General features: G+C 68.5%; 15 protein-coding genes. 10 read left to right on the top strand and 5 right to left on the bottom strand.

The annotated features are described in order from the left end of the window. Positions 1-51: 51 nt before the first annotated feature. Positions 52-3,666: a BTAD domain-containing putative transcriptional regulator gene (locus ABZ909_RS20050; protein ID WP_357001617.1), complete on the bottom strand. Its 3,615-nt coding sequence runs from the start codon at positions 3,664-3,666 to the stop codon at positions 52-54. Between the two features lie 270 nt (positions 3,667-3,936). On the opposite strand from ABZ909_RS20050, the gene ABZ909_RS20045 reads away from it, so the two are divergent. Next, positions 3,937-4,164, top strand: a complete 228-nt coding sequence (locus tag ABZ909_RS20045; protein WP_357001615.1) for a hypothetical protein — start codon at positions 3,937-3,939, stop codon at positions 4,162-4,164. Between the two features lie 71 nt (positions 4,165-4,235). On the opposite strand, the gene ABZ909_RS20040 is transcribed toward ABZ909_RS20045, so the two are convergent. After that, positions 4,236-5,516: an amidohydrolase gene (locus ABZ909_RS20040; protein ID WP_357001613.1), complete on the bottom strand. Its 1,281-nt coding sequence runs from the start codon at positions 5,514-5,516 to the stop codon at positions 4,236-4,238. 196 nt (positions 5,517-5,712) lie between these two features. Here ABZ909_RS20040 and ABZ909_RS20035 point away from each other — a divergent pair, with 196 nt between their 5' ends. Then, positions 5,713-8,322: an ATP-dependent Clp protease ATP-binding subunit gene (locus ABZ909_RS20035; RefSeq protein ID WP_357001610.1), complete on the top strand. Its 2,610-nt coding sequence runs from the start codon at positions 5,713-5,715 to the stop codon at positions 8,320-8,322. Between the two features lie 223 nt (positions 8,323-8,545). Further along, complete coding sequence (locus ABZ909_RS20030; protein WP_357001607.1) at positions 8,546-9,049, top strand: PaaI family thioesterase; 504 nt, start codon at positions 8,546-8,548, stop codon at positions 9,047-9,049. Positions 9,050-9,106: 57 nt separating this feature from the next. On the opposite strand, the gene glpD is transcribed toward ABZ909_RS20030, so the two are convergent. Next, on the bottom strand, positions 9,107-10,783 hold the full coding sequence (gene glpD, locus ABZ909_RS20025; RefSeq protein ID WP_357001605.1) for a glycerol-3-phosphate dehydrogenase: 1,677 nt from the start codon (positions 10,781-10,783) through the stop codon (positions 9,107-9,109). Between the two features lie 54 nt (positions 10,784-10,837). Next, entirely contained in the window at positions 10,838-12,364 is a 1,527-nt protein-coding gene (glpK, locus tag ABZ909_RS20020) for a glycerol kinase GlpK (protein ID WP_357001602.1), read from the bottom strand. Positions 12,365-12,536: 172 nt separating this feature from the next. Between glpK (ABZ909_RS20020) and ABZ909_RS20015 the strand changes: the two genes are divergently transcribed. The 5 genes from ABZ909_RS20015 to ABZ909_RS19995 all read left to right on the top strand — a co-directional run bounded on the left by ABZ909_RS20015 (position 12,537) and on the right by ABZ909_RS19995 (position 18,196). After that, on the top strand, positions 12,537-13,301 hold the full coding sequence (locus tag ABZ909_RS20015; protein WP_357001599.1) for an IclR family transcriptional regulator: 765 nt from the start codon (positions 12,537-12,539) through the stop codon (positions 13,299-13,301). A 25-nt stretch (positions 13,302-13,326) separates the two neighbouring features. Then, positions 13,327-14,841: a glycerol kinase GlpK gene (gene glpK / locus ABZ909_RS20010; protein WP_357001596.1), complete on the top strand. Its 1,515-nt coding sequence runs from the start codon at positions 13,327-13,329 to the stop codon at positions 14,839-14,841. A 33-nt stretch (positions 14,842-14,874) separates the two neighbouring features. Next, entirely contained in the window at positions 14,875-15,708 is an 834-nt protein-coding gene (locus ABZ909_RS20005) for a DUF72 domain-containing protein (RefSeq protein WP_357001593.1), read from the top strand. Positions 15,709-15,764: 56 nt separating this feature from the next. Next, positions 15,765-16,535 (top strand): winged helix-turn-helix domain-containing protein, encoded by a 771-nt coding sequence (locus ABZ909_RS20000; RefSeq protein ID WP_357001590.1) that lies wholly within the window; start codon positions 15,765-15,767, stop codon positions 16,533-16,535. 299 nt (positions 16,536-16,834) lie between these two features. Beyond that, a complete protein-coding gene (locus ABZ909_RS19995; RefSeq protein WP_357001587.1) occupies positions 16,835-18,196 on the top strand; it encodes an MFS transporter in 1,362 nt (453 codons plus the stop codon). Positions 18,197-18,314: 118 nt separating this feature from the next. On the opposite strand, the gene ABZ909_RS19990 is transcribed toward ABZ909_RS19995, so the two are convergent. Further along, on the bottom strand, positions 18,315-19,313 hold the full coding sequence (locus tag ABZ909_RS19990; RefSeq protein ID WP_357001584.1) for an acyl-ACP desaturase: 999 nt from the start codon (positions 19,311-19,313) through the stop codon (positions 18,315-18,317). 301 nt (positions 19,314-19,614) lie between these two features. On the opposite strand from ABZ909_RS19990, the gene ABZ909_RS19985 reads away from it, so the two are divergent. Then, entirely contained in the window at positions 19,615-20,859 is a 1,245-nt protein-coding gene (locus tag ABZ909_RS19985) for a KasA/KasB family beta-ketoacyl-ACP synthase (protein ID WP_357001582.1), read from the top strand. Between the two features lie 167 nt (positions 20,860-21,026). Beyond that, complete coding sequence (fadD32, locus tag ABZ909_RS19980; protein WP_357001775.1) at positions 21,027-22,904, top strand: long-chain-fatty-acid--AMP ligase FadD32; 1,878 nt, start codon at positions 21,027-21,029, stop codon at positions 22,902-22,904. Positions 22,905-22,934: the final 30 nt, after the last annotated feature.

Raw genomic sequence — 22,934 nt, 5'->3', positions numbered from 1 at the left:
GGAGGCGGAGCGACATTTCAGGCCAATGACTCGATCCGGATTTCTCGTGCGTCAGGCCGCGCGTAGTAGTGCGGCGGCGCAGTCGGGAAGTTCGGCTCGAATCCTTTCCAGCAGGCGTTCGGCGCGGTCGCGATGCGCCGCGGCCGCCTCGGCGTCGCCTTGGGCGGCGGCCAGCGCCGCCAGGATCGAGTCCATCGGGCCGAACTCGGTCATCCCGGTTTCGAGGCCGATCAGGGTGCCGCTGTGCGGTGCCAGGTATTCGTAGAGCCGCTGAATTGCTGGAGTGTCGCCGAGTTCGATGGCGGCGACCGCCCGCAATGCCGACATGAGGACCGGATAGAAGCCCGCCGCAATCGGATCCGAGTCCTCGTACACGCCGCGTGCGCGCTCGCGTTGTCCGCTCTGCAGCAGCGCGAGCGTGTAGGCCGGGGCGGCGGCCGCGGGCAGGGCCGCATAGGCGTTCGCGAGCCGATCCGTCAGGCCGCCCAGTTCGCCCCGCGCCCAGTCGATCGAGAGCGCGCAGAACAACTCCGCCTCCGCGTGATTGGCCACGCCGGAAAGCCGGGTGCGGGCCGTGAACCGCTGGTACAGCTCATCGGCCGCGTCGATGTTCCCGCGCAGCAGTTCCACGGTCGCGGCGAAACAGCTGACCATATCCAGCAGCGGCTGCAACTGGCCCTCGTCGGCGAACTCCACCGCGGCCGTCGCCCGCCGCCCCGCCTCCCGCAGATCCGCCCGGGCCACCGCGGCCCGATATCCCAGATAATGGGCCAGCGCCCGGTACTCGGCCAGGCCGGCGGCGGTGGCCAGCCGCTCCAGTTCGTCGACCAGTGCCGAGAACTCCGCGTCGTACTCGAATGCGAGATAGGTCACCGCATTGATGGCGGCACACAGCAATTCGGCATCGCCGGTGCGCCGCGCCGCCGCGAGGGCCAGCCGGGCCAGCCGCCGCCCGGCGGCCGACTCCACCAGTCCCGTCTCGAAGGTCGCCGCGACCAGCAGGCGCACCAGATCGGCATCTGCCACATCGTTCGAATCATCCTGCACCGCAACGGTATTCTGGTCATCATCGGCCGGTACCGAGGGGTCGGGGACCTCGCTCACCAGCAGGGCCAGGGTGGACGCGCCGATGCCGTGCCGGGCCAGGGCGCGCGCCAGCGCCCGCCGCATGTGCTGATCGGGCCTGCGCCAGTTGCGAATCGCCCAGATGATCGGGGCGCGCCAGCAGGTCAGCGCCCGGACCACCAGGTCCGGATCGCCCAGCTGCTCGGCGAGGGTGAGGGCCCGGTCGCGTTCGACGCGGGCCTCCCGATGCCGATTGTCGTAGGCCAGCGCCGTGACCAGCGCGCAGCGGGTGCGCAGCAGTGCGATGCGGTCGCCGGCGGGCGCGTGGTCGGCGTCGTGGCGGGCCAGCCGGTGCAGGTCCACCGCCGAGCGCAGCAGCCGCACACCGGCACTGCGCATCCCGCGGCTGGTGCGCCGCTCGGCCGCCCGCTCCACGTATTCGATGGCGCGCGAGGCGGTTTCGGCGGTCGCGCCCGCGAGGGCGTGCCGGGCCAGCACATCCGGGTCCCGCGCCACCGCCGGATAGGCGTCGGCACGCTGTTCCAGCAGCTCCAGTGCCGCCCAGTGCATCCGGCCCCGCCGCAGCGGTGGTATACCCAGATACACGGCATCGCGAATCAGCCCGTGCTCGAACCGGATACTCCCGCCGCTCCCGGAGCCCACCAGTCCGGCCGCCTCGGCCGCCGCGACCAGATCGATCACGGTGTCCTCGGTCAGCCCCGCCGCCGCACTGAGGATCGCCAGATCGACGCTCTCACCCCAGATGGACAGCTGCCGCAGCACCTCGGCGACCCCGTCGGGCAGCTGTGCCACCCGATCCTCGATCAGCTCCCGGATCGAGTCCGGCACCTCGTCCAAACTCCCCTGTGCGGCAGTCGCTTTCGCCACCTCCCGGACGAACAGCGGATTCCCGCCCGTCCGCCGCTGCAGCTGCTCCAGCGCCTCGGCCTCGATCCCCGTCAACCCGGCGGCCGCCGCGGCTCGCCGCGTCCCCTCCGCGTCCAGTCCATTGAGCTCCAGCCAGGCCCCCGTATGCTGTGCCAGCGCCGCGACCGTGTTGTGGGCCCCCTGCCCCGCCTCCGATCGCCGCATGGTGACCAGCACGAATACCGGCTCGTCCCGCAGCCAGCTCACCACCTGCCGCAATACCTGCAAGGTCCCCGGATCGGCCCGCTGCACATCCTCCAGCAGCAGTGCCACCGGTGCGGAACCGGCCGCGCGCCTGCATTTTTCCGCGATGACCCGCGCCAGCGTGAATGTGTCTTCGGCGGGCGTCCCCGCGTCGATCGCGTTCGGCTGCTGCGCGACCGGTGAAATCGGCTGGGAGGAGCCGGTATCCGGCCTTGCCGCGGCGGGAGTGCCCGGTGCGCCGACCGCGCCCTCCGAAAGCTGCGCGGCCGCAGCCCGGCTCGGCTCGGTCACGTCGAGGGCGGTGCTGATCTCGGTCCAGGCCCAGGCCGCGGGTGCGCCGTCGATCTCGGGGCAGGTTCCGGTCGCGGCGGTCCAGCCCGCGGTGGACAGCGTGGCGAGGGTCGCCTCCGCCAGCACGGACTTGCCGATTCCCGCCTCCCCGGCGACCCAGGCGACCCGCAACTGCCCGGCCCGCGCCGCCTCGGCGGCGTTCAGCAGCTCCGACAACTCGGTGAGATAGCCGGTAGCGCAATGGAACCCGTCGGCGGCCTCGGGGGCGGTGCTGGTTCTCGCCGTCTCGATGCTCGGGCTGGAGACCGGCGCTGGAGCGGCCGTACTCCTGGTGGTGGCCGGGGGTGCGGCAGGGCCGGTGGGGTGACGGTCGTGCGCCGGCAAGGGCGGGGTTTGGGCGAGGCCGGCGGAGTGATTGAGAATCGCTATTTCGAGTTGGCGCAGCGCGGGGGAGGGATCGACACCGAACAGGCCGCCGAGGAATTCGCGCGAGCGCCGGATGGTCGTGAGCGCCTCGAGTTGCTGGCCCAGCTGGTATTGCGCCAGGGCGAGCAGGCGGACGATTTCCTCGCGGCCGGGGTTGTCCTCGAAGAGCTGGCGCAGTTCGCGGACCACTTCGCCGGAGCGGCCCAGTTCCAATTCGGTGCGGGCATTGAGTTCGACGGCGGTGAGGTAGAGGTCGGTGAGCCGGTCGGCCTCGGCGACGGCCCAGTCGGCCTCGGCAAAGGCCTCCAGGGCGGGACCGTGCCAGAGTGAGAGGGCGGCCTCCAGCAGGGCATTGCGCTCGGTGGGGTCGGTGTGGATCTCGGGGTTGCTGACAAGTTCCTGATAGGTCCGCAACTGCTGCTCGAAATGCCATGCGTCCACGGCGTTCTCGGGGATTTTCAGTGCATACCCGGGCGACTCGGACACGATGAAGCGGCAGGGCGCACGCCGTGGGCGCTGCGGTTCGAACAGTCGCCGCAGATTGTGGATGTGCACCTGCAGTACCGCGGTGGCCTTGGGTGGCGGATGCCCGGACCACAGGTCGTCGATCAGCCGTTCGGTGCTCACGACCTGGCCGTGCGCGACGATGAGGCGGCCCAGGACGGCGCGCTGCATGGGGGTGCCCAGGGGGATGTCACGACCGTCGACGGACAGCTGCAGGGGGCCGAGCACTCTCAGCTCCGCGCCTGCCATCGGTGTCCTCCTGCGACTGGAAGCGAACTGGTCATTCGCCGCAAGAAGTGCACTATCCCTCAAAAAACTGAAGATGCCAAAAGGTAGCCGAATGGTTGTCGGATAGTTATGGCCGATCGCCGCCATAAAGAAGACCGTATGGTACGGAATTTTGTTTCCAATGCTAACAGTGCGAATGCGTCACACAACCCCGCCGGAAGTGGATCGCAAGAGTGGGCGGGGAGAATACTTCTGACTGGAAGTAACCTGGAAGTTGAAGAGGTGGTTGGTGTGACGAAGCCAGTGGATTTCCCCAGGAGTCTGGGAGAGACCGGCATCGAGCCCGAGAGCACCGGCATGTACGTGGACCGTGACGGCGATATCTGGGAGAAGCAGGACGACGGCTGGCGGCTGATCCTGCAGCGCGGCGTGTCCGTGGACCCGAAGTCCCTCTGGGATTGGACCGAGGGCCACGTCCGGGACTACGCACCGTTCATGCCGGTCGTCGCCGGGCGCTGACGGTTTTCGCCGCGAGGGTGATCGCGGCGCACCCCACTCGCGCCCCGCAGCTGAATTGACTGCGGCACAAGCTATTCGGGTGCCAGCGCGCCGCTCAGATGGTCGTAGGCCACCTGTGCGTGCAGTCGCACGCCGGTGACGAGGGTGTCGTCGTCGGCGTAGAAGTGCGGGTTGTGGTTCATGAAGAGCCCGCGCCCGCCGGGCATGGGCGTCGGCAGACCCGCCGCGTCGAGCTGCGCGTCCTGCACTCCCAGCGTCACGTACAGCCCGCCATACCTGTTGACGAACTCCGAGACGTCGTCGTATCCGAGCGTGGCGCCCGTCGGCACCACCCGGTCGGCCCCGGCCACCCGGCGGAAGGTGGACAGCCCGGCATCCATCCACGCCTGCTCGTTGTGCACCGCGGGCACGTCCTGCAGGAAATCCACTGCGGCCGAACAGTTGTAGGCGGCCGCGGTGTTGGTGGCGAGTGTCCGCAGCCGCGTCTGCACCGCACCCATATCGTGTTCGACCGCGCAGCGGATGGTGCCCCACAGCGTCACGGTCTGGCCGATGATATTGAACCGCCCGACGTCCTCGACGTGTCCGATGCTCACGGTGACCGGGTCGAACGCGCTGACCTGCCGGTAGAGCTGCCCGATCCCGGTCAGGATCGCCCCGGCCGCCGGCATCGGGTCGATGCCCATCCACGGCATGGACCCGTGCACCTGCTGGCCGGTGAGGGTGATCCTGGTCAGGCAGGACGCCCCGAACTGGTTCCCGACCCGATATCCGATGTACCCCTTGGGATATGGCGTGACGTGGAATCCGAACACCATGGTCGGCGCGGGATCGTCGAGCGCGCCCTCGGCGAGCATCTCACGCGCACCGCCCTTTTCGTTCACCGGCGGGCCCTCCTCGGCGGGCTGGAACACGAAAAGCGTGGTGCCCGGCAGTTGTTCGCGGACACCGGCCAGGACGGTGGCCGCGCCCATGAGCATGGCGGTGTGGCAGTCGTGCCCGCAGGCGTGTGACGCCGGGAACGGCCCGCCGGGGTACTGCTGATCGACCACGTGCGAGGCGAACGGTACCCCGCACAGGTCCGGCACCGGCAGCGCGTCGATATCTCCGCGCAGCGCCACCACCCGGTCGCCTGCCTGCCCGCCGCGCAGCACGCCAACCACGCCGTGTCCGGCGATGCCGGTGCGAACCTCGTCCAGGCCCAATGCTTTCAGGTGATCGCTGATCAGCGCCGCGGTGTTCACCTCGCGATTGGAGAGCTCCGGATGCTCGTGCAGATACCGCCGCCAGTGCACCACCTGTCCGGCCACCGCAGCCGCGCGGGCGTCGAGTTCGTCGTGGATCGCACGCATCAGGACTCCGTTCGGTCGGTACTCCGACGACGGGGCAAGGGCCGAACCGATCCAAAACAAAGTCGTTACGGCCATTTGCCGTCCGCGCCGAGGCTACTACTGTGGACCCCGAGTTCGCCATCCGTTAGCTGACGCGGCGCCAGGCTCGTTGCGAACCCGAGTCCTTCCGAGTGTCAGCCGAAGCCACGAGGTGACCATGACCCAGGGTTGGCCCAGTTCGATGGGTTCCTTCGACTCCTTCGACGACATCTTCAACCGATTCTTCGGATCCGGAATGTCCCGCCAGCCGCCGGTGCAGCGCATCGACCTGAGTCGTTTGCTGAGCGAGAGCGCCAAGCAGGTCGTGGACTCCGCCCGGCAGGCCGCCCACGACTGGGGCAGCGCCGAGATCACCCCCGAGCACCTGCTCTACGCGGCCGCCGCCATCGAGCCTTCCCAGAGCATCATCGCCGAAATCGGCAGGGACCCCGGACAACTGCGCAAGCAGATGCGCACCGCCGCGGGCAGCGGCGTCGGCGCGCACGGTCGCGAGCACGCCCTGGTCCTGAGCCCGGGCGCCAAGCTGGCCCTGCGCAATTCGCAGCGCAGTGCCGCGGAGGCGGGCAGCAGCTACATCGGGCCGGAGCACATTCTGCTCGGCATCGCGGGCGTGCACGACAGCCCGGCCGCCCAGGCCCTCGCGGGTGCGAAGATGCCCGCCGCCCAGACCGCCAAGGAGCCATCCGACACCCCGACCCTCGACGAGTACGGCCGCGACCTCACCGCGGAGGCCCGGGCCGGCAAGGTCGATCCGGTGGTCGGCCGCGCCGAGGAGATCGAGCAGACCGTGGAGATCCTGTCGCGGCGGCGCAAGAACAATCCGGTGCTCATCGGTGATCCGGGCGTCGGCAAGACCGCCATCGTGGAGGGTCTGGCCCAGCGCATCGTCAATGGCGACGTACCCGCCACCCTGACCGACCGCCGCGTCATCGCGCTGGACGTGAGCTCGATGGTGGCGGGCAGCAAGTATCGCGGCGAATTCGAGGAGCGGCTCACCAAGGTGCTCGACGAGGTGCGCGCGCACTCCGACGAACTGGTGGTCTTCATCGACGAGTTGCACACCATCGTGGGCGCGGGCGGCGGTGGCGAGGGCTCCATGGACGCGGGCAATATGCTCAAGCCCGCCCTGGCCCGTGGCGAACTGCATGCCATCGGCGCCACCACCATCGACGAGTACCGCAAGTACATCGAGAAGGACGCGGCCCTGGAGCGCCGCTTCCAGCCGGTCATGGTGTCCGAGCCGTCGGTGGCCGACACCATCGAGATCCTGCGCGGGCTCTCCGACGTGTACGAGGAGCATCACCAGGTGCGCTACCTGGACGAGGCGCTGATCGCGGCGGCCGAGCTGTCCGACCGCTACATCACCGACCGCTTCATGCCCGACAAGGCCATCGACCTGGTGGACCAGGCGGGCGCGCGCGTTCGATTGCGTACGCGCACACCGGATCCCAAGGTGCGTGAGCTGGAAGAGAAACTGGCGCACCTGAATCGGGAGAAGGACGCGGCGGTCGCCGGCGAGGACTACGAGCGGGCCAACAAGATCAAGGCCGAGATCTCGAAGCTGGAGCGGAAGACCGCCGACGAGGTGGACCGCACCGAGATCCCGACGGTCGAGATCACCGATATCGCCGAGGTGGTGTCGCGGCAGACCGGCATCCCGGTCGCCGACCTCACCACCGAGGAGCGGGCGAAACTGCTGAAGCTGGAACAGGATCTGCACCGGCGGGTCGTCGGCCAGGACGAGGCCATCGTCGCGGTGGCCGAGGCGGTGCGCCGCGCCCGCGCCGGGCTCAAGGATCCCAACCGGCCCATCGGCTCGTTCCTGTTCCTGGGCCCCACCGGCGTCGGCAAGACCGAACTCGCGAAAGCCCTGGCGGAGGCCGTCTTCGGCGACGAGGACCGGCTCATCCGCTTCGATATGAGCGAGTTCCAGGAGAAGCACACGGTCTCGCGGCTGGTGGGCGCACCGCCCGGATACGTGGGCTACGACGACGCCGCCCAGCTCACCGACAAGGTGCGCCGGCAGCCGTACTCGGTGATCCTGTTCGACGAGGTCGAGAAGGCGCATCCGGATGTGTTCAATGTGCTGCTGCAGCTGCTCGACGACGGCCGGGTCACCGACGCCAAGGGCCGCACGGTGGATTTCAAGAACACCATCGTGATTCTGACCAGCAATATCGGCTCCGATCTGATCCTGTCCGCGAAGGACGGCGACCTGGACTCGATCACGCCGCAGCTGGAGGAGCGGCTGCGCAGGCAGTTCCGGCCCGAGTTCCTCAACCGGCTCGACGAGCAGATCGTCTTCCACCGGCTCGACAAGTCGCAGCTGCGCAATATCGTCGGCCTGGTGCTCGACGGCACCAAGCGGCGGCTGCACGCCCAGGACATCGATCTGGATGTCTCGGACCGGGCCATGGACTGGCTGGCGGAGAACGGATATCAGCCCGAGTTCGGCGCCCGTCCGCTGCGCCGGACCGTGCAGAAGCAGCTGGACAACGCGCTGTCGAAGAAGCTGCTCGAGGGCGCGCTGGCGCCCGGTGACACGGTGCGCATCGATGCCGACGGCAGCGGTCTGCAGATCGAGGCTATTCACCACACCGGCGGGAAGAAGACCGACGCCAAGATCACCGAGGAATCGGTCATGACCGTCAGCAAGGGCGGCAAGGTCAAGTCCGACAAGCCCGATGCCAAGCACGCCAGCGGAAATGGCCACGGCAAGCACGGCACGAAGGCATCGGGCGGCAAGGCTTCCTCGGCCGAGGACTGAGCACGTCGCACACGAAAAGCGCTGCGCCGGAGCCGATTCCGGCGCGCCGCTGCCGTCCGGGCTACGGTGCGGTTCCGGTTGCTTGCTGGGCGATGACGGTCATGCGGCCAGGGCTGATGGCGTGGCGATCGAGCGGGAAGGCCGCCGGCGCCGGCGGGGTAGTGCGGCATGTCGACTTCGGGGTGGTTGCGAGTCGGTTCTGAATGTGCGTTAACTTCTGAGCATGGACCACAATCGCGACGCCGCGCCGCTACCGCTGGGCGACCTCGTCGCCGACGGGCCCTTCCCGCCGCATCACCCCGGCTGCTTCGGCTGCGGCCCCGCCAATCCGGCCTCCCCGCAGATCGCCTTCGGACGACTGGGCGATACTGTGCGCGGCACCTTCACCTTGGACGAACGGCACCAGGGCGCGCCCGGCGTTGCCCACGGCGGTATCGTGGCCGCGGCCCTGGACGACGCCTGCGGTGCGATCCTGGTCCCCCTGCGTCAGCCCGCCGTCACCGTCAAACTCGACGTCACCTACTGTGCCCCGGCCCGCCTGCACCGCGAATTCGTGGTCACCGCGGTGCTCGCCGCCCGGGAGGGCCGCAAACTCTACATCGACACCACGCTGACCGATGGCGACACCGTGATCGCCACCGGCCGTGCGATTTTCGTCGAGGTCGCCGCCGAGCACTTCCTGAGTCTCGGAGCGACCCTCGGGGAGATGCCCAGCATCGGATTGTGACCTGGCGCGGCCGGGCGAGGGCTGGGCCCTCGAACCCCTCCCGATTCAGGTGAGAGGTCAGCCGACGGCGACCATGCGGGCCGCGTTGGCGGCCTCGTCGTCCTTCTCCGCGTTGGCCGCCAATTCGGCGTGCACGCGGTCGAAGTAGCGGTTGATCTCGGCATTGGTGCGCTCATCGTCCCAGCCCAGATGCGGGGCGATGAGGCGGGCGATCTCCGGGGCCGCCCGCAGGCCGCGGTCGGGCACCTCGATGGAGATGCGGGTACGGCGGGTGAGCAGGTCGTCCAGGTGCAGCGCGCCCTCGTGGGTGGCGGCGTAGACGGCCTCGGCGGCAAGATAGTCTTCGGCGCCCGGAATCGGTTGGCCCAGTTCGGGAACCGCGGCGATGAGGTCGAAGATCTCCGCGGTCAGCGATCCGTAGCGGCCCAGCAGATGCGCCACGGTCTCGACCGGCAGCCCGGCCCGCGCCGCCACCTCGGCGATCGTGTCGAGCATGTCCTGGTAGCCGACCGCACCCAGGATGGGCAGGTTCGCGGTCACCGACGGCGCGACATCGCTGCCGAGGCGCTCGGCGGCGGCGTCCACCACGTCGGCGGCCATCACCCGGTAGGTGGTGTACTTGCCGCCCGCGATGACGAACAGGCCCGGGGCCGGTTCGGCCACCGCGTGCTCGCGCGACAGCTTGGAGGTCTCCTTCGACGCGCCGGTCATGAGCGGCCGCAGGCCCGCGTAGGTGCCGACGATGTCGGCGCGGGTGAGCGGTTCGCGCAGTAGCGAATTGACATGGTCGAGGATGTACTGCACATCGGCGGCGGTGGCGGTCGGGTGGTTCTTGTCCAGCGACCAGTCGGTGTCGGTGGTGCCGATGATCCAGTGCTCGGCCCACGGGATGACGAACAGGACGGACTTCTCGGTCTTCATGGCGATGCCGGTGTTCAGGTCGAGCTTCTCGCGCGGGACCATGATGTGCACGCCCTTGGACATGCGCACGTGGAACGGGAAGTCCACGCCGGTCATCTTGATCATGTCGTCGGTCCACACGCCGGTCGCCGAGATCACGGTCTTGGCCCGGATGCTGTGCTCCAGACCGGTTTCCAGATCCATGACCTTCGCGCCCACGACCTTCTCGCCGTCGCGCAGCAGCCCGGTGACCCGGGTGCGGGTCAGCACGGTCGCGCCGTGCTGGACCGCGGTGCGGGCGATCATCATGGTGTGCCGGGCGTCGTCGACCTGGGCGTCGTAGTAGCGGATGGCGCCGGTCATGGCGTCTTCCCTGAGCGCAGGGGCCAATTCCAGTGCGCCGGAACGGCTCAGGTGCCTGTGCATGGGCACCGAGCGCGCGCCGCCCATGGTGTCGTAGAGGGCGATGCCGGCGCCGATATAGAAGCGCTCGTAGTGCTTCTGCAGCGGGAACAGGAACGAGACCGGGTGCACCAGGTGCGGGGCCAGCTTGTTCAGCAGCAGGCCGCGCTCCTTCAAAGCCTCACGGACCAGGGCGAAGTCGTACTGTTCCAGGTAGCGCAGGCCGCCGTGGATGAGCTTGGAGGACCGGCTGGAAGTACCGGCGGCGAAGTCGCGCGCCTCGACCAGGGTGACGGACAGTCCACGAGAGGCGGCGTCGAGGGCGGCGCCCGCTCCGGTCACTCCGCCACCGATCACGAGAACGTCGATTTCGGTGTCGCCGAGCGAATCAATCGCCCGGGCGCGGTAGGCGGGATCCAGTTGTGCGGACACGAAATACTCCTTGTTATCGGTGTTTTCAGGCTGGTGGGGCGCAGCGGTCACCGGTCAGTCCTCGTCATCGAGATCAACCCAGTCGAGGGTGCGCGAGACGGCTTTCTGCCAGCGCGCATAACCGCGCCGTCGCTGCTCGTCGGTCATGGTGGGCTGCCAGTTCTTGTCCTCGCGCCAGTTGGAGACGAGTTCGTCTGTGCCGCGCCAGAATCCGACTGCAAGACCGGCGGCGTAGGCCGCGCCGAGGGCGGTGGTCTCGGAGACCACCGGCCGGGAGACCGGCACGCCGAGGAAGTCGGCCTGGATCTGCATGGCGAGCTCGTTGGTGGTGACGCCGCCGTCGACGCGCAGGGTGTCTAGCTTCACCCCGGAGTCCTGCTGCATGGCCTCGACCACGTCGCGAGTCTGGTAGCAGATGGATTCCAGTGTGGCCCTGGCGATGTGGCCATTGTTGCTGAAGCGGGACAGGCCGACGATCACCCCGCGGGCATCCGCGCGCCAGTAGGGCGCGAACAGCCCCGAGAAGGCGGGCACGAAGTAGACGCCGCCATTGTCGGAGACCTGACGGGCCAGGGCCTCGACCCTTGCCGCGCCCGAGATTATGCCCAGCTGGTCGCGCAGCCACTGCACGGCAGAGCCGGTGACGGCGATCGAGCCCTCCAGCGCGTACACCGGCTTGTCGTCGCCGAACTGGTAGGCGACGGTGGTCAGCAGGCCGTGCTTGGAGTGCACGATCTCGGTGCCGGTGTTCAGCATCAGGAAATTCCCTGTGCCGTAGGTGTTCTTGGCCTCGCCCGGCCGGAAGCAGACCTGGCCGACGGTGGCGGCCTGCTGGTCGCCGAGCACGCCCGCGATCCGCACCGAGCCCTTGAACGGGCCGTCGGGGTAGGTGGTGCCGAAGCCCTCGGGATTCGACGAGGGCGCGATGCGCGGCAGCATGGCGCGCGGCACCCCGAACACGGCGAGCAATTCGTCGTCCCAGTCCAGGGTTTCGAGGTCCATGAGCATGGTGCGCGACGCATTGGTCGGGTCGGTGACGTGCACACCGCCGTGGACGCCGCCGGTGAGGTTCCAGATGATCCAGCTGTCGGGGGTGCCGAAGAGGGCGTCGCCGTTCTCCGCGTCCGCCCGCACGCCGGGGACATTGTCGAGGATCCACTTCAGCTTGCCGCCGGAGAAGTACGGCGCGGGCGGCAGTCCGGCGCGTTCGCGAATGAGATCGCCGTGACCGGCCTTCTCCACCTCGGCGACGATGCGGTCGGTGCGGGTGTCCTGCCAGACGATGGCGTTGTAGTAGGGGCGTCCGGTGTGGCGATTCCACACGATGGTGGTCTCGCGCTGGTTGGTGACGCCGACGGCGGCCAGGTCGCTCGCGGTGAGTCCGGCTCCGGCCAGGGCGCTCTTGATGACGGTGCGGGCGCGCTCCCAGATCTCGTCCGGGTTGTGTTCCACCCACCCGGCCTGCGGGAGAATCTGCTCGTGTTCGAGTTGATGGCGGGCAACCACATTGCCGCCGTGGTCGAACACCATGAATCGCGTGGAGGTCGTGCCTTGATCGATGGCTCCGACGTACTGCGTCATCACGGTCCTTCCGGGAAGCTCGTCATCGAGTCCGTTTGCCTGGGTCCCCAGACAGGTGGCGGGAGGTGGGACCGGTACCGGCCCGGACCGAGCTCCACGCTACGAAGTGGAACGTGCGTATGGCAGAGGATGCGTTCGACAATGCCGAACGGTTAGCTGGTAGGTTACGGGCATGCCGGGTCCGATTCAGTCCATCGAGCGCGCCGCGGCCATTCTGCGGCTACTCGCGCGCGGGTCCGGGCGGATGGGAGTGGGGGAGATCGCCGCGGCGCTGGGGCTGGCCAAGCCCACCGCGCACGGCATTCTGCGGACGCTGCAAGGGGTGGGATTCGTCGATCAGGATCCCGTGACGGGCAAGTATCTGCTGAGTCCGGCACTGCAGGATCTCGGGTCCGGGCACCTGGACGCGAATGAACTGCGTTCCCGTGCCATCAATCGCGCCGACGCGCTGGCCGCGCGCAGCGGGGAATCGGTGCGGATCGCCGCGCCCGTGAACGGGGGAGTGGTGGTGATCCACCACGTCTTCCGGCCCGACAATACCGAGCAGGAACTGGCGGTGGGTGAGGAATTGCCCCCGCACGCAACAGCTCTGGGCAAGGTGCTGCTGGCCTACGACGGGGAGCTCGCCGACGCGGCGCGCGACGGCCGGCTGCCCGCGATCACGCACCGCACCCTCACCGATCCGGCGGAGCTGCGGCGGGCCATCTCCGAGGTACGGCGCACCGGCTGGGCCGGGGAAATCGGCGAATACCGTTCCGGTGAGGCCGGCGTCGCCGCGCCGATTCGCTCTCGGGGTGGTTTGGTGGTCGGTGCCATCGGCATCACCGGGCCGGTCGACCGGCTCTGCGACGGGCAGCTGCGGTTCCGGTCCGCGCCCATCGCCCAGGTGCGCGACGCCGCCGCCGCGGTGTCGCGGGATCTCGGTGGTGCGCAATGACTTTCCTGGACAGGAGCAGGCTCGGATGACGCAACGCTACGTGCTCGCCATCGACCAGGGCACCACCTCCACCCGGGCCATCCTCTTCGATCAGCGCGCGCGGCTGACCGGCGTGGCGCAGCGCGAGCACCGGCAGCACTATCCGCGGCCGGGGTGGATGGAGCAGGACGCGCTCGAGATCTGGCGCAATGTGGAGCGCATCGTGCCCGCGGCACTGCGGGATTCGGGGATCACCCTGGAGCAGGTGGCCGCGGTGGGGATCGCCAATCAGCGCGAGACCACGGTGGTGTGGGACCGGCGCACCGGGACGCCGATCGGGCGGGCCATCGTATGGCAGGACGTGCGCACCGAGGAGCTCGTCGAGCGACTGCGGGAATCGCCCGGGGCGGAACGGATTCGGGAGCTGTGCGGCCTGCCGCTGGCTACCTACTTCGCCGCGCCGCGGCTGCGCTGGCTGCTGGATCGCACGCCGGGACTGCGGGAGCGAGCCGAACGCGGTGACGTGCTGTTCGGGACCATGGAGACCTGGCTCATCTGGAATCTCACCGGAGGAGCCGATCACGGGGTGCACGTCACCGATGTCTCCAATGCCGGCCGGACGCTGCTGATGAACCTGTCCACCCTGGAATGGGACCGAGAACTGTTGCGGTTCTTCGATATTCCCAAGGCCATGCTGCCCGAGATCCAGCCCTCGACCGGTGAGTTCGGCACGGCGCGGCGAGTGCTGCCGGGAGTGCGGATCGCGGCGGCGCTGGGCGATCAGCACGCCGCGCTGTTCGGGCAGACCTGTTTCGCGCCCGGCGAGACCGAATGTACCTACGGCACAGGCGGATTCCTGCTCATGAACACCGGGCGGGAGCTGGTGCGGTCCGAGCACGGACTGCTCACCACGATCGGGTATCAGGTGGGGCCGGAACCGGTGTACGCGCTGGAGGGGCCGATCGCGGTGACCGGCTCGCTGGTGCAGTGGCTGCGGGACAATATCGGGCTCATCGCCAGTGCGCCGGAGATCGAAACCCTCGCGGGCACAGTCGAGGACAATGGCGGCTGCTATCTGGTGCCCGCCTTCTCAGGGCTGTACGCACCGCACTGGCGCAGCGATGCGCGCGGGCTGCTCATCGGGCTCACCTCGTATATCACCAAGGGGCACATCGCCCGTGCGGTGCTCGAGGCGACGGCCTGGCAGACGCGCGATGTGGTGGAGGCCATGAACGCCGATTCAGGACTGCAGGCCGGGGCGCTGCGGGTGGCGGGCGGGATGACCTCGGACAATCTGCTCATGCAGATCATCGCCGATGTACTCGACATACCGGTCATGCGTCCGATCGTGGCGGAGACGGTGTCGCTGGGCGCGGCCTACGCGGCGGGCCTGGCGGTCGGCTACTGGCCGGATCTCGAGGGCCTGCGCCACAATTGGCGCGTCGCGGCGCAGTGGCTGCCGCGCATGGACGCGGACCTGCGCGCCGAGGAGTACGACAACTGGAAGCGGGCCGTGGAGCTTACCTTCGGTTGGCTGCGGCCCAACAAGCCCGTGTCCTGACGACGCTGAAGTCGTTGACCTAACGTGGCAGGTATGCGGCTCTACGTCGGTTGCGCAATGTGGACACACCCGGACTGGCAGGAGAAGCCGCTACCCCCGGCCGAACGCCTGCGCACCTACTCCTCCTGGTGCAATGCGGTCGAGGGCAACACCACCTTCTACGCGGTCCCGCAGCGGCGCACCGTCCAATCCTGGGCCCGCCAAACCGATCCCGACTTCCGCTTCGTGATCAAACTGCCCCGCACCATCACCCACGACCGCCGCCTCACCGGCATCGACGACGAGATGACGGCGTTCCTGGACGCCATCGAGCCGCTGGGTCGCCGCCTGCACTCGCTGTGGGTGCAGCTGCCCGCCTCCTTCACCAATCTGCCCGCTCTCGCCGAGCTGCTCGACGGCCTGCCGTCGCACTACCGCTGCGCCGTCGAGGTGCGCCATCCCGCCTTCTTCGAAAACCCCCGCGCCACCGCCCAACTCGAACAGGTGCTGACGGCAGCGGGTGCGGAGTGGATCACGTTCGACACCACAGTCCTGTTCGACGGCCCGCCCGCCAGCCCGGCCGAGTACGAGGCCCGCTCCAAGAAACCCAACAACCCGCGCCGCACCCGCGCCCTCACCGCATACCCCATCGTGCGATATCACGGCCGCGACGACATCGCCACCACCGTCGCCGGCTGGCAGCCCTGGATCGACACCACCGTCGCCTGGCTGCGCGAAGGCCGCTCCCCGACCGTGTTCATCCACACGCCCGACAATGCCTCGGCCCGTACCCTCGCGCGCCGATTCCACGCCGACGTCCGCGCCCGCCTCCCCGACCTGGAACCCCTGCCGGACCCCATCCCCACCGACCCCATGACCCTGTTCTGATCGAACCCGCGGACCGTTCGGCGCGGGCCGAAGGATGGTGGCGGGACACTGGACCCATGGAACCGATCAGAGACGGCGATGTGGACATCTCCGGGGCCGCCCGCCTCCTGGCGGACCCGGCCCGGGCCCGCATGCTCACCGTCCTGGCCGACGGCCGCGCCCAGCCGGCCGGTGAACTGGCCCGGGCGGCGGGCGTCACGGCCGCGACCGCCAGCGAGCACCTGGGCAAGCTGGTCGATCAGGGCTGGCTGGCCGTCGAGAAGGCGGGCCGCCATCGCTACTACCGCCTCGCTCTCCCCGAGGTGGTCCAGGTCCTGGAGGCCATGGCCCTGATCTCGCCGGTCCAACCGGTCCGTTCGCTACGCGGCGCCCGCGCCAACCGCGACCTGAAGCTCGCCCGCACCTGCTACGACCACCTCGCCGGAGCCGTCGGGGTAGCGATCTTCGACGCCCTGCACGACGCCGCCCTGCTGAACGTGATCGGCGGCCACTGGGCCGCCGCCGACCACTCCCACCCCCTCCTAGACGAATTGGCCATAACCCCAACCGATCTCCGCCATTTCGGCCGCCGCCCACCGGTCAAGGTCTGCCTCGACTGGTCCGAACGCCGCTACCACCTGGCCGGCGGCCTCGGCGCACTGATGCTGCGCCGCATGCTCGACAACCACTGGTGTGTCCCCGGAACCACCCCCCGCGCAATGGCATTCACCCCCGCCGGTTGGGCGGCACTCAGCCGCACAGCCGGTATCGACAAGACCGCCATCAGCTCCGAGATCCCCGGAACCGCCTCCCGAGCCCCCGCAGCGGCCGCTCCCCGCGGCGCATGAAGAAACGAGCCCCGCGCGCCTGAAACGGAGTGCTGCCGGGATGCGCCCGCCGGTCAGCCCGAACGCCGCGTCCGTGCTGGAGCGGTTGATCGTGACTCATTGGGGCCGAGGCGATTTCGCTGCGGATCGGAAGGCCTCGGCGGCAATCCGGCAGCGAGCGGAGAGCAACGGCTTTTCTCGGGCAGGAAGCTCGAGAACAGCGTCCGGGCTGCGCGGCGGACGATCAACGCAGCGGCGGTCGATCGACGCCGGGGATGGTTCGGTCCGGGCCGAAGTTGTTGCGGGCCAGGGTGGAGGGCATGACTCGAACCCTGGAAGTGGCACGGACCGGGAGCGGTGGGCTGGCGCTGGCGGCGATTTCCGCCGGATATTTCGTTGTCATTCTGGATGCCACGATCGTGAACATCGCGCTGGATCGGATGGCGGTCGGACTGCATACGACGGTGACGGGACTCGAGTGGGTGGTCGACGGGTATACCGTCACCGTCGCAGCGCTGCTCATGCTCGGTGGCGGGCTGGCGGATCGGTTCGGGGCTCGGCGCTCGTTCCAGGCGGGGCTGGGGTTCTTCGCGGTGGCCTCGGTGGGGTGTGCGGTGGCGCCGGAGGTCGGGGTGCTGGTGGCGGCCCGGGTGGTGCAGGGAATCGGTGCGGCGCTACTGATCCCGGCTTCGCTGGCATTGATCCGGTTCACGTATCCGGATGCGGCGGCGCGGGCGAGGGCTACCGGGATCTGGGGTGCGATCGGGTCGACGGCGGCCAGTTGCGGGCCGGTGCTGGGCGGCGTGCTCTCCGAAAGCCTGGGCTGGCCAGCGATTTTCGTCATCAACGTGCCGGTGTGCGCGGTGACGGCGGTGCTGATCCATCGGGCCGCGCCATCTGTACCCGGAGTGGCGCAGCCGATTCCGGTGTCCGGGCACGTCGCGGCCGTCGTCGCCATGGCAGGAGTCACCGCCTTCGTGATTCTCGCCGGCGCCCGTCCCGTACGCCCGGAGCTGCTCACGGTCACCGTGGTGGTGGCATCGGCGGGTCTGCTGCTGGGATCTGTGGCGGCACGCGCGGGTAAAGGTTTGCTGCCCAAGGGACTTCGTCGCGAACGTGTTTTCACCGGCGGAGCGATGATCGGCCTGGCGCAGAACTTCGGCTTCTACGGCGAGCTCTTCGCGGTCAGCCTGTACCTGCAACGGCACCTGGGTTATTCACCCGCGCTGGCCGGTGCGGCACTGCTGCCCGAAATGGCCGTCGGCATTCTGGCCTCCGCCCTGGGCGGCCGGCACGCCGCGCGCCGCGGTCCCCGCGCGGTCATCGTCACCGGCCTGACGGTCGGCGCGGCCGGCCTGATCGGCCTGGCCTGCATCAGCGTCCGCACGCCGTATCCGATGGTCGCGATACCCTTGCTGCTCATCGGTTTCGGCATGGCCTACACCATGCCCGCGGCGACCAATGTCACCGTTTCGGCCGCGGGCCCGGCGAACGCGGGGCTGGCTGCTGCCGCGTTCAATGCCGCCCGGCAGTTGGGTTCGGCGCTCGGTGTCGCGGTCCTGGGCGCGCTGATTCCACTCGCCCCCGATTCGCTCGCCATCCCGCTGGCGATCGCCGCCGCGGTCTACCTCGCCGCCGCCGCCCTGGCCAGGTCGTTCCTCCCGTCGCAGGGTCGTCCCTGAATGCGGCACGGTGGTCCCGGAACGTGCGGGGACGGCCCTGAATGCGGCAGGGCCGGCCCGAACGGCACACGGTGGAATGCGGGGCCTGGCCCGGCTCCACCGTGCGCCACGGGTCGAGTCAGCCCACGAGGACCGGCGGTTTGCCGGCGCGCTGAGCTTCGCGGGCGAGGGCGCGGTCGCGCTGCTCCTCGAAGCGGACCACGTCCTTGCGGAGCTTGTCCAGGAATTCGCCGAGCTCATTGCGGCGCCGGTCGCCGGCGGGGCCGAAGTCGGTGCGCTCGAAGATGTTCCACTTCTTGAGGTTGGGGACCAGCACCTCGTCGAGGTGCTGGCGCAGATCGTAGATGCCGTGCTTGGCCATCAGCACGCCGTTGCGGCGGAAGTTGGGCATGCCCAGGCCAGGCATCTGGAAGCTCGTCACGACATTGGTGATGGCGTCCATGGCCTGATCGGGCGAGAGGTCCAGGGCCGCGGCGCACAGGGAGCGGTAGAAGATCATGTGCAGGTTCTCGTCGGCGGAGATGCACTGCAGCATGCGGTCCGCGATGGGATCGTCGCAGACCTTGCCGGTATTGCGGTGGGACACACGGGTCGCCAATTCTTGGAATGTCACATAAGCGACGGAATGCATAAATCCGGCATCGGCTTGAATGAACGCGGTGTTCGAGTACTTCTTGATCAGACGCGCCGGGTTGTACCCGTCGGTCATGTGAATCATTCGCGCCTGCTCCAGCGCCACCGGATCCACACCTCGGGTGACCACCAGATAGTCGCGAATCACGATGCCGTGCCGGTTCTCCTCGGCCGTCCAGCGGCCCACCCAGGTGCCCCAAGCCCCGTCCTGGGAGAAGTTCTCGGCGATTTCCCGATGATAGCTGGGAAGATTGTCCTCAGTGAGAAGATTTGTCACCATGGCCGCCTTGGCGACCTCACTGAGCTTCGACTGCTCCGGGTCCCAGTCCGCACCACCCATAGCTGCAAAGTTGCGACCTAGATCCCAGGGCACGTAGTCGTGCGGGTGCCAGTCTTTGGCCATCGATAGGTGACGGTTCACGTTCTGCTCGGCGATCGGCTCCAGCTCGATGAGCAGCTCCAACTGCGTGAGACTCCTGGCCACGATCCTTTGCCCTCCCTCGGAATGGCTCGGTGCTGGGGGAATGATGTAGGAGAGAATGCTGGAGATCCGGCGATCGCCGCCGCGGCGAGAGGGATCCGTGGGGTTGAAAAGGGATGCCCGCGTGTCGCTTAATGAGACTGGTCGGCTCCGCCTCGGATAATCTAGCTCAGTTCGCCGAATATTGGCTCAAAACCCCGCCGATGTGTTCACGGCCGGGCCCAACTCTGTAGTTCCAAACCAGTCCCTGACAGCCATGCGGATCGCACGCTGGTTCGCCGAAGCATTGCTACGGAGAGTGAACATGCAGACACCCCACCGCCGGCAGTACCCCGGTGTCGTTGTCACCGCGCTCGCGGCGACCACCTCGATCGCGGGAGACGTCGACTCGACGTGGAAGGGACTACTCAATGGGGAGAGCGGGATCGACGTCCTCGAGGACAGCTTCCTCGACGATCTCGGCTTACCGGTCCGTATCGGTGGTCACCTCAAGGTCTCACCCACCAGCCAGCTCACCAGGGCCGAGACCCGGCGCCTGGCCTACGTCGAGCAGATGGCGGTGGTGCTGGGCCGTGAGGTGTGGGCCAATGCCGGCAGCCCCGAGGTGGACCAGGATCGTCTCGGCGTCTCCATCGGCACCGGCCTCGGCGGTGCGGAGGTGCTCATGTCCGCCCGCGACAAGCTGGTCAACGGCGGCTACCGCAAGGTGGTGCCGCACACCGTGCAGGCCGTGATGCCCAATGGCGCGGCCGCCTGCGTCGGAGTCGAGCTCGGCGCGAGGGCTGGTGTGTCCACGCCCGTTTCGGCTTGTTCGTCCGGTTCGGAGGCGATCTCCAATGCCTGGCGCATGATCGTCATGGGCGATGCCGACATGGTGGTCACCGGCGGCGTAGAGGGTTCCATCCAGGCGCTGCCCATCGCCGGGTTCTCCATGATGCGTGCCCTGAGCACCCGCAACCACGACCCCAAGGGCGCCTCGCGGCCGTTCGACATGGACCGTGACGGTTTCGTTTTCGGTGAGGCGGGAGCGCTCATGGTCATCGAGACCGAGGAGCACGCCAAGGCCCGCGGCGCCACCATCCACGCCCGCATCATGGGTGCGGGCGTCACCTCCGACGGCTTCCACCTGGTCGCCCCCGACCCCGAGGGCACCGGCGCGGCCCGCGCCATGTCCCGCGCCATGGAGTACGCGGGCCTGTCCAAATCCGATGTCACGCACATCAATGCGCACGCCACCGCCACGCCGATCGGCGATACCGCGGAGGCGAACGCCATTCAGCAAGCCGTCGGCAATCACGCCGCGGTGTACGCGCCGAAGTCCGCCCTCGGGCATTCCATCGGCGCGGTCGGTGCGTTGGAGTCCATCATCACCGTTCTCAGCGTGCGGGACGGAATCATCCCCGCCACACTGAATTTGGAGAATCAGGACCCCGAGATCGACCTCGATGTGGTGAAAGGCCAGGCCCGGCCGGGTCGCTACGACTACGCCCTGAACAACTCCTTCGGCTTCGGCGGGCACAACGTGGCCATCGCCTTCGGCCGCTACTGATCGCTCCGGCCGTACGCGGTACCTCCATCGGCCGTAGACGGTGACGCGGGATTCCGGCACCTGCTAGAGTTCCCCAGCCCCCAGCAACATTCGGGCTTTCGTGTCGATCTTTGTTCGGTGTCACTGCACAGTTCTGACGGCTGTGAGTTGAAAAAGGATAGGGAATGATCGGCGAGACCTTCGATGACTATCTGGACGAGCACGGCAACATCAAGATCCCTGACAACCAGACCATGGTCGACCTGGTCGACAAGCACGCCGCGGCCAACGGGGACGAGCTCGCCTACCGCTATATCGACTATTCACGCGAACGCGACGGCGAGTACCACGACATCACGTGGAATCGCTTCGGCGTCCGGCTGCGCGCCGTAGCCGCCCGGCTGCAGCAGGTCACGCAGCCGGGCGACCGGGTCGCCATCCTGGCCCCACAGGGACTCGACTACATCGTGGCCATGTACGCCGCGGTGTACGCGGGCAATATCGCGGTGCCGCTGTTCGATCCGGACGAGCAGGGCCACACCGACCGGCTGCACGCCGTGCTCGAGGACTGCACGCCCGCAGCCGTCCTGACGGTCGGTGCGGCTGCCTCCGGGGTGCGCGAGATCTTCAAACACCTACCGGCGCAGCAGCGTCCGCGCATTATCGCGGTCGAGGCGATCCCGGACGGCGTAGGGGAGAGCTGGGCGCGGCCGCACCTGCAGATGGACGATGTGGCCTACCTGCAGTACACCTCCGGCTCCACCCGTACCCCGGCGGGCGTGGAGATCACGCACCGGGCCGTCGGCACCAACCTGCTGCAGATGATCGATGCCATCGGCATCACCGAGAAGGCCCGCGGCGTCACCTGGCTGCCGCTGTTCCACGACATGGGGCTGCTGACGGTCATCCTGCCCACCATCGGCGGCAAATACATCACCATCATGTCGCCCAGCGCCTTCGTGCGCAGACCCTCTCGCTGGATCAAGGAGCTGGCCGCCCAGGAGGACGGCGCCGAGATCTTCGCCGCCGCACCGAATTTCGCCTTCGAGCACGCTGCGGCCCGCGGATTGCCCAAGGCCGGTGAGGAATTGGACCTGTCCAATGTCATCGGACTGATCAATGGCAGCGAGCCGGTGTCGGTGACCTCGATGAAGAAGTTCAACGACGCCTTCGCCCCGTACGGCCTGCCCAAGACCGCCATCAAACCCTGCTACGGCATGGCCGAGGCCACGCTGTTCGTCTCCGCCACCAAGCGCGAGGACGAGGCCCGCACGGTCTGGGTGGACCGGACGCGGCTCAATGCCGGGCACATGGTCGAGGTCGACGAGCACGCGGAAAACGCTGTGGCCCAGGTGTCCTGCGGCTATGTGGCAAAGTCCCAGTGGGCGGCCATCGTGGACCCGGACACCGGCGCGGAGAAGGCCGAGGGCGAGGTCGGTGAGATCTGGTTGCACGGTGCGAACATCGGCCGTGGCTACTGGGGCCGTCCGGAGGAGAGCCTTGCGACGTTCCACAACAGGCTCACCTCCCGGCAGCCCGCGAGCCACGCGGAAGGCGCAGCGGCGGACGGGAACTGGATGCGCACCGGCGACTTCGGTGCGTACTACGACGGCGAGCTGTTCATCACCGGCCGCGTCAAGGACCTGGTGATCGTGGACGGCCGCAACCACTATCCACAGGATCTGGAGTACTCCGCCCAGGAGTCCAGCACCGCCCTGCGCCCGGGTTTCGTGGCGGCCTTCTCGGTCGCGGGGGATCAGCTCCCGGCCGAGGTGGCCACGGTCGACACCGCCGCGTCCGCCTCCGCCGGCGAGCAACTGGTCATCGTGGCCGAACGCGGTACCGGTGCGGCCAAGCTCGACCCGGAGCCGATCACCGAGACCGTGCGGGCGGCCATCGCCAAGCGCCATGGTGTCACCGTGCGAGACCTGCTGCTGGTTCCCGCCGGATCGATTCCCCGCACCTCCAGCGGCAAGATCGCCCGCCGCGCCTGCAAGGCGGCCTATCTGGAGGGCACCCTCCGCGGCGGCCACCGCCAGCAGGCGTTCCCGGACGAGGCCGACTGACCGGGTCTCTCGGCGAGTGGCGCATCTTCA

This window comes from Nocardia sp. NPDC046763 (genome assembly GCF_040645495.1).
Classification (GTDB): Bacteria; Actinomycetota; Actinomycetes; order Mycobacteriales; family Mycobacteriaceae; genus Nocardia.
The sequence above is the reverse complement of the archived record's forward strand: the minus strand, read 5'-3'. Positions and strand labels throughout refer to the sequence as shown.

What these genes read in the sequence shown, in the direction of transcription:
- ABZ909_RS20015 (WP_357001599.1), top strand. Translation starts at nt 12,537, where the DNA reads ATGCCGGGTCCGATTCAGTCCATCGAGCGCGCCGCGGCCATTCTGCGG.
- ABZ909_RS20050 (WP_357001617.1), bottom strand. Translation starts at nt 3,666, where the DNA reads ATGGCAGGCGCGGAGCTGAGAGTGCTCGGCCCCCTGCAGCTGTCCGTC.
- ABZ909_RS20030 (WP_357001607.1), top strand. Translation starts at nt 8,546, where the DNA reads ATGGACCACAATCGCGACGCCGCGCCGCTACCGCTGGGCGACCTCGTC.
- ABZ909_RS20005 (WP_357001593.1), top strand. Translation starts at nt 14,875, where the DNA reads ATGCGGCTCTACGTCGGTTGCGCAATGTGGACACACCCGGACTGGCAG.
- glpK (WP_357001602.1), bottom strand. Translation starts at nt 12,364, where the DNA reads ATGACGCAGTACGTCGGAGCCATCGATCAAGGCACGACCTCCACGCGA.
- ABZ909_RS19995 (WP_357001587.1), top strand. Translation starts at nt 16,835, where the DNA reads ATGACTCGAACCCTGGAAGTGGCACGGACCGGGAGCGGTGGGCTGGCG.
- ABZ909_RS20040 (WP_357001613.1), bottom strand. Translation starts at nt 5,516, where the DNA reads ATGCGTGCGATCCACGACGAACTCGACGCCCGCGCGGCTGCGGTGGCC.
- ABZ909_RS19985 (WP_357001582.1), top strand. Translation starts at nt 19,615, where the DNA reads ATGCAGACACCCCACCGCCGGCAGTACCCCGGTGTCGTTGTCACCGCG.
- ABZ909_RS20000 (WP_357001590.1), top strand. Translation starts at nt 15,765, where the DNA reads ATGGAACCGATCAGAGACGGCGATGTGGACATCTCCGGGGCCGCCCGC.
- ABZ909_RS20035 (WP_357001610.1), top strand. Translation starts at nt 5,713, where the DNA reads ATGACCCAGGGTTGGCCCAGTTCGATGGGTTCCTTCGACTCCTTCGAC.
- glpK (WP_357001596.1), top strand. Translation starts at nt 13,327, where the DNA reads ATGACGCAACGCTACGTGCTCGCCATCGACCAGGGCACCACCTCCACC.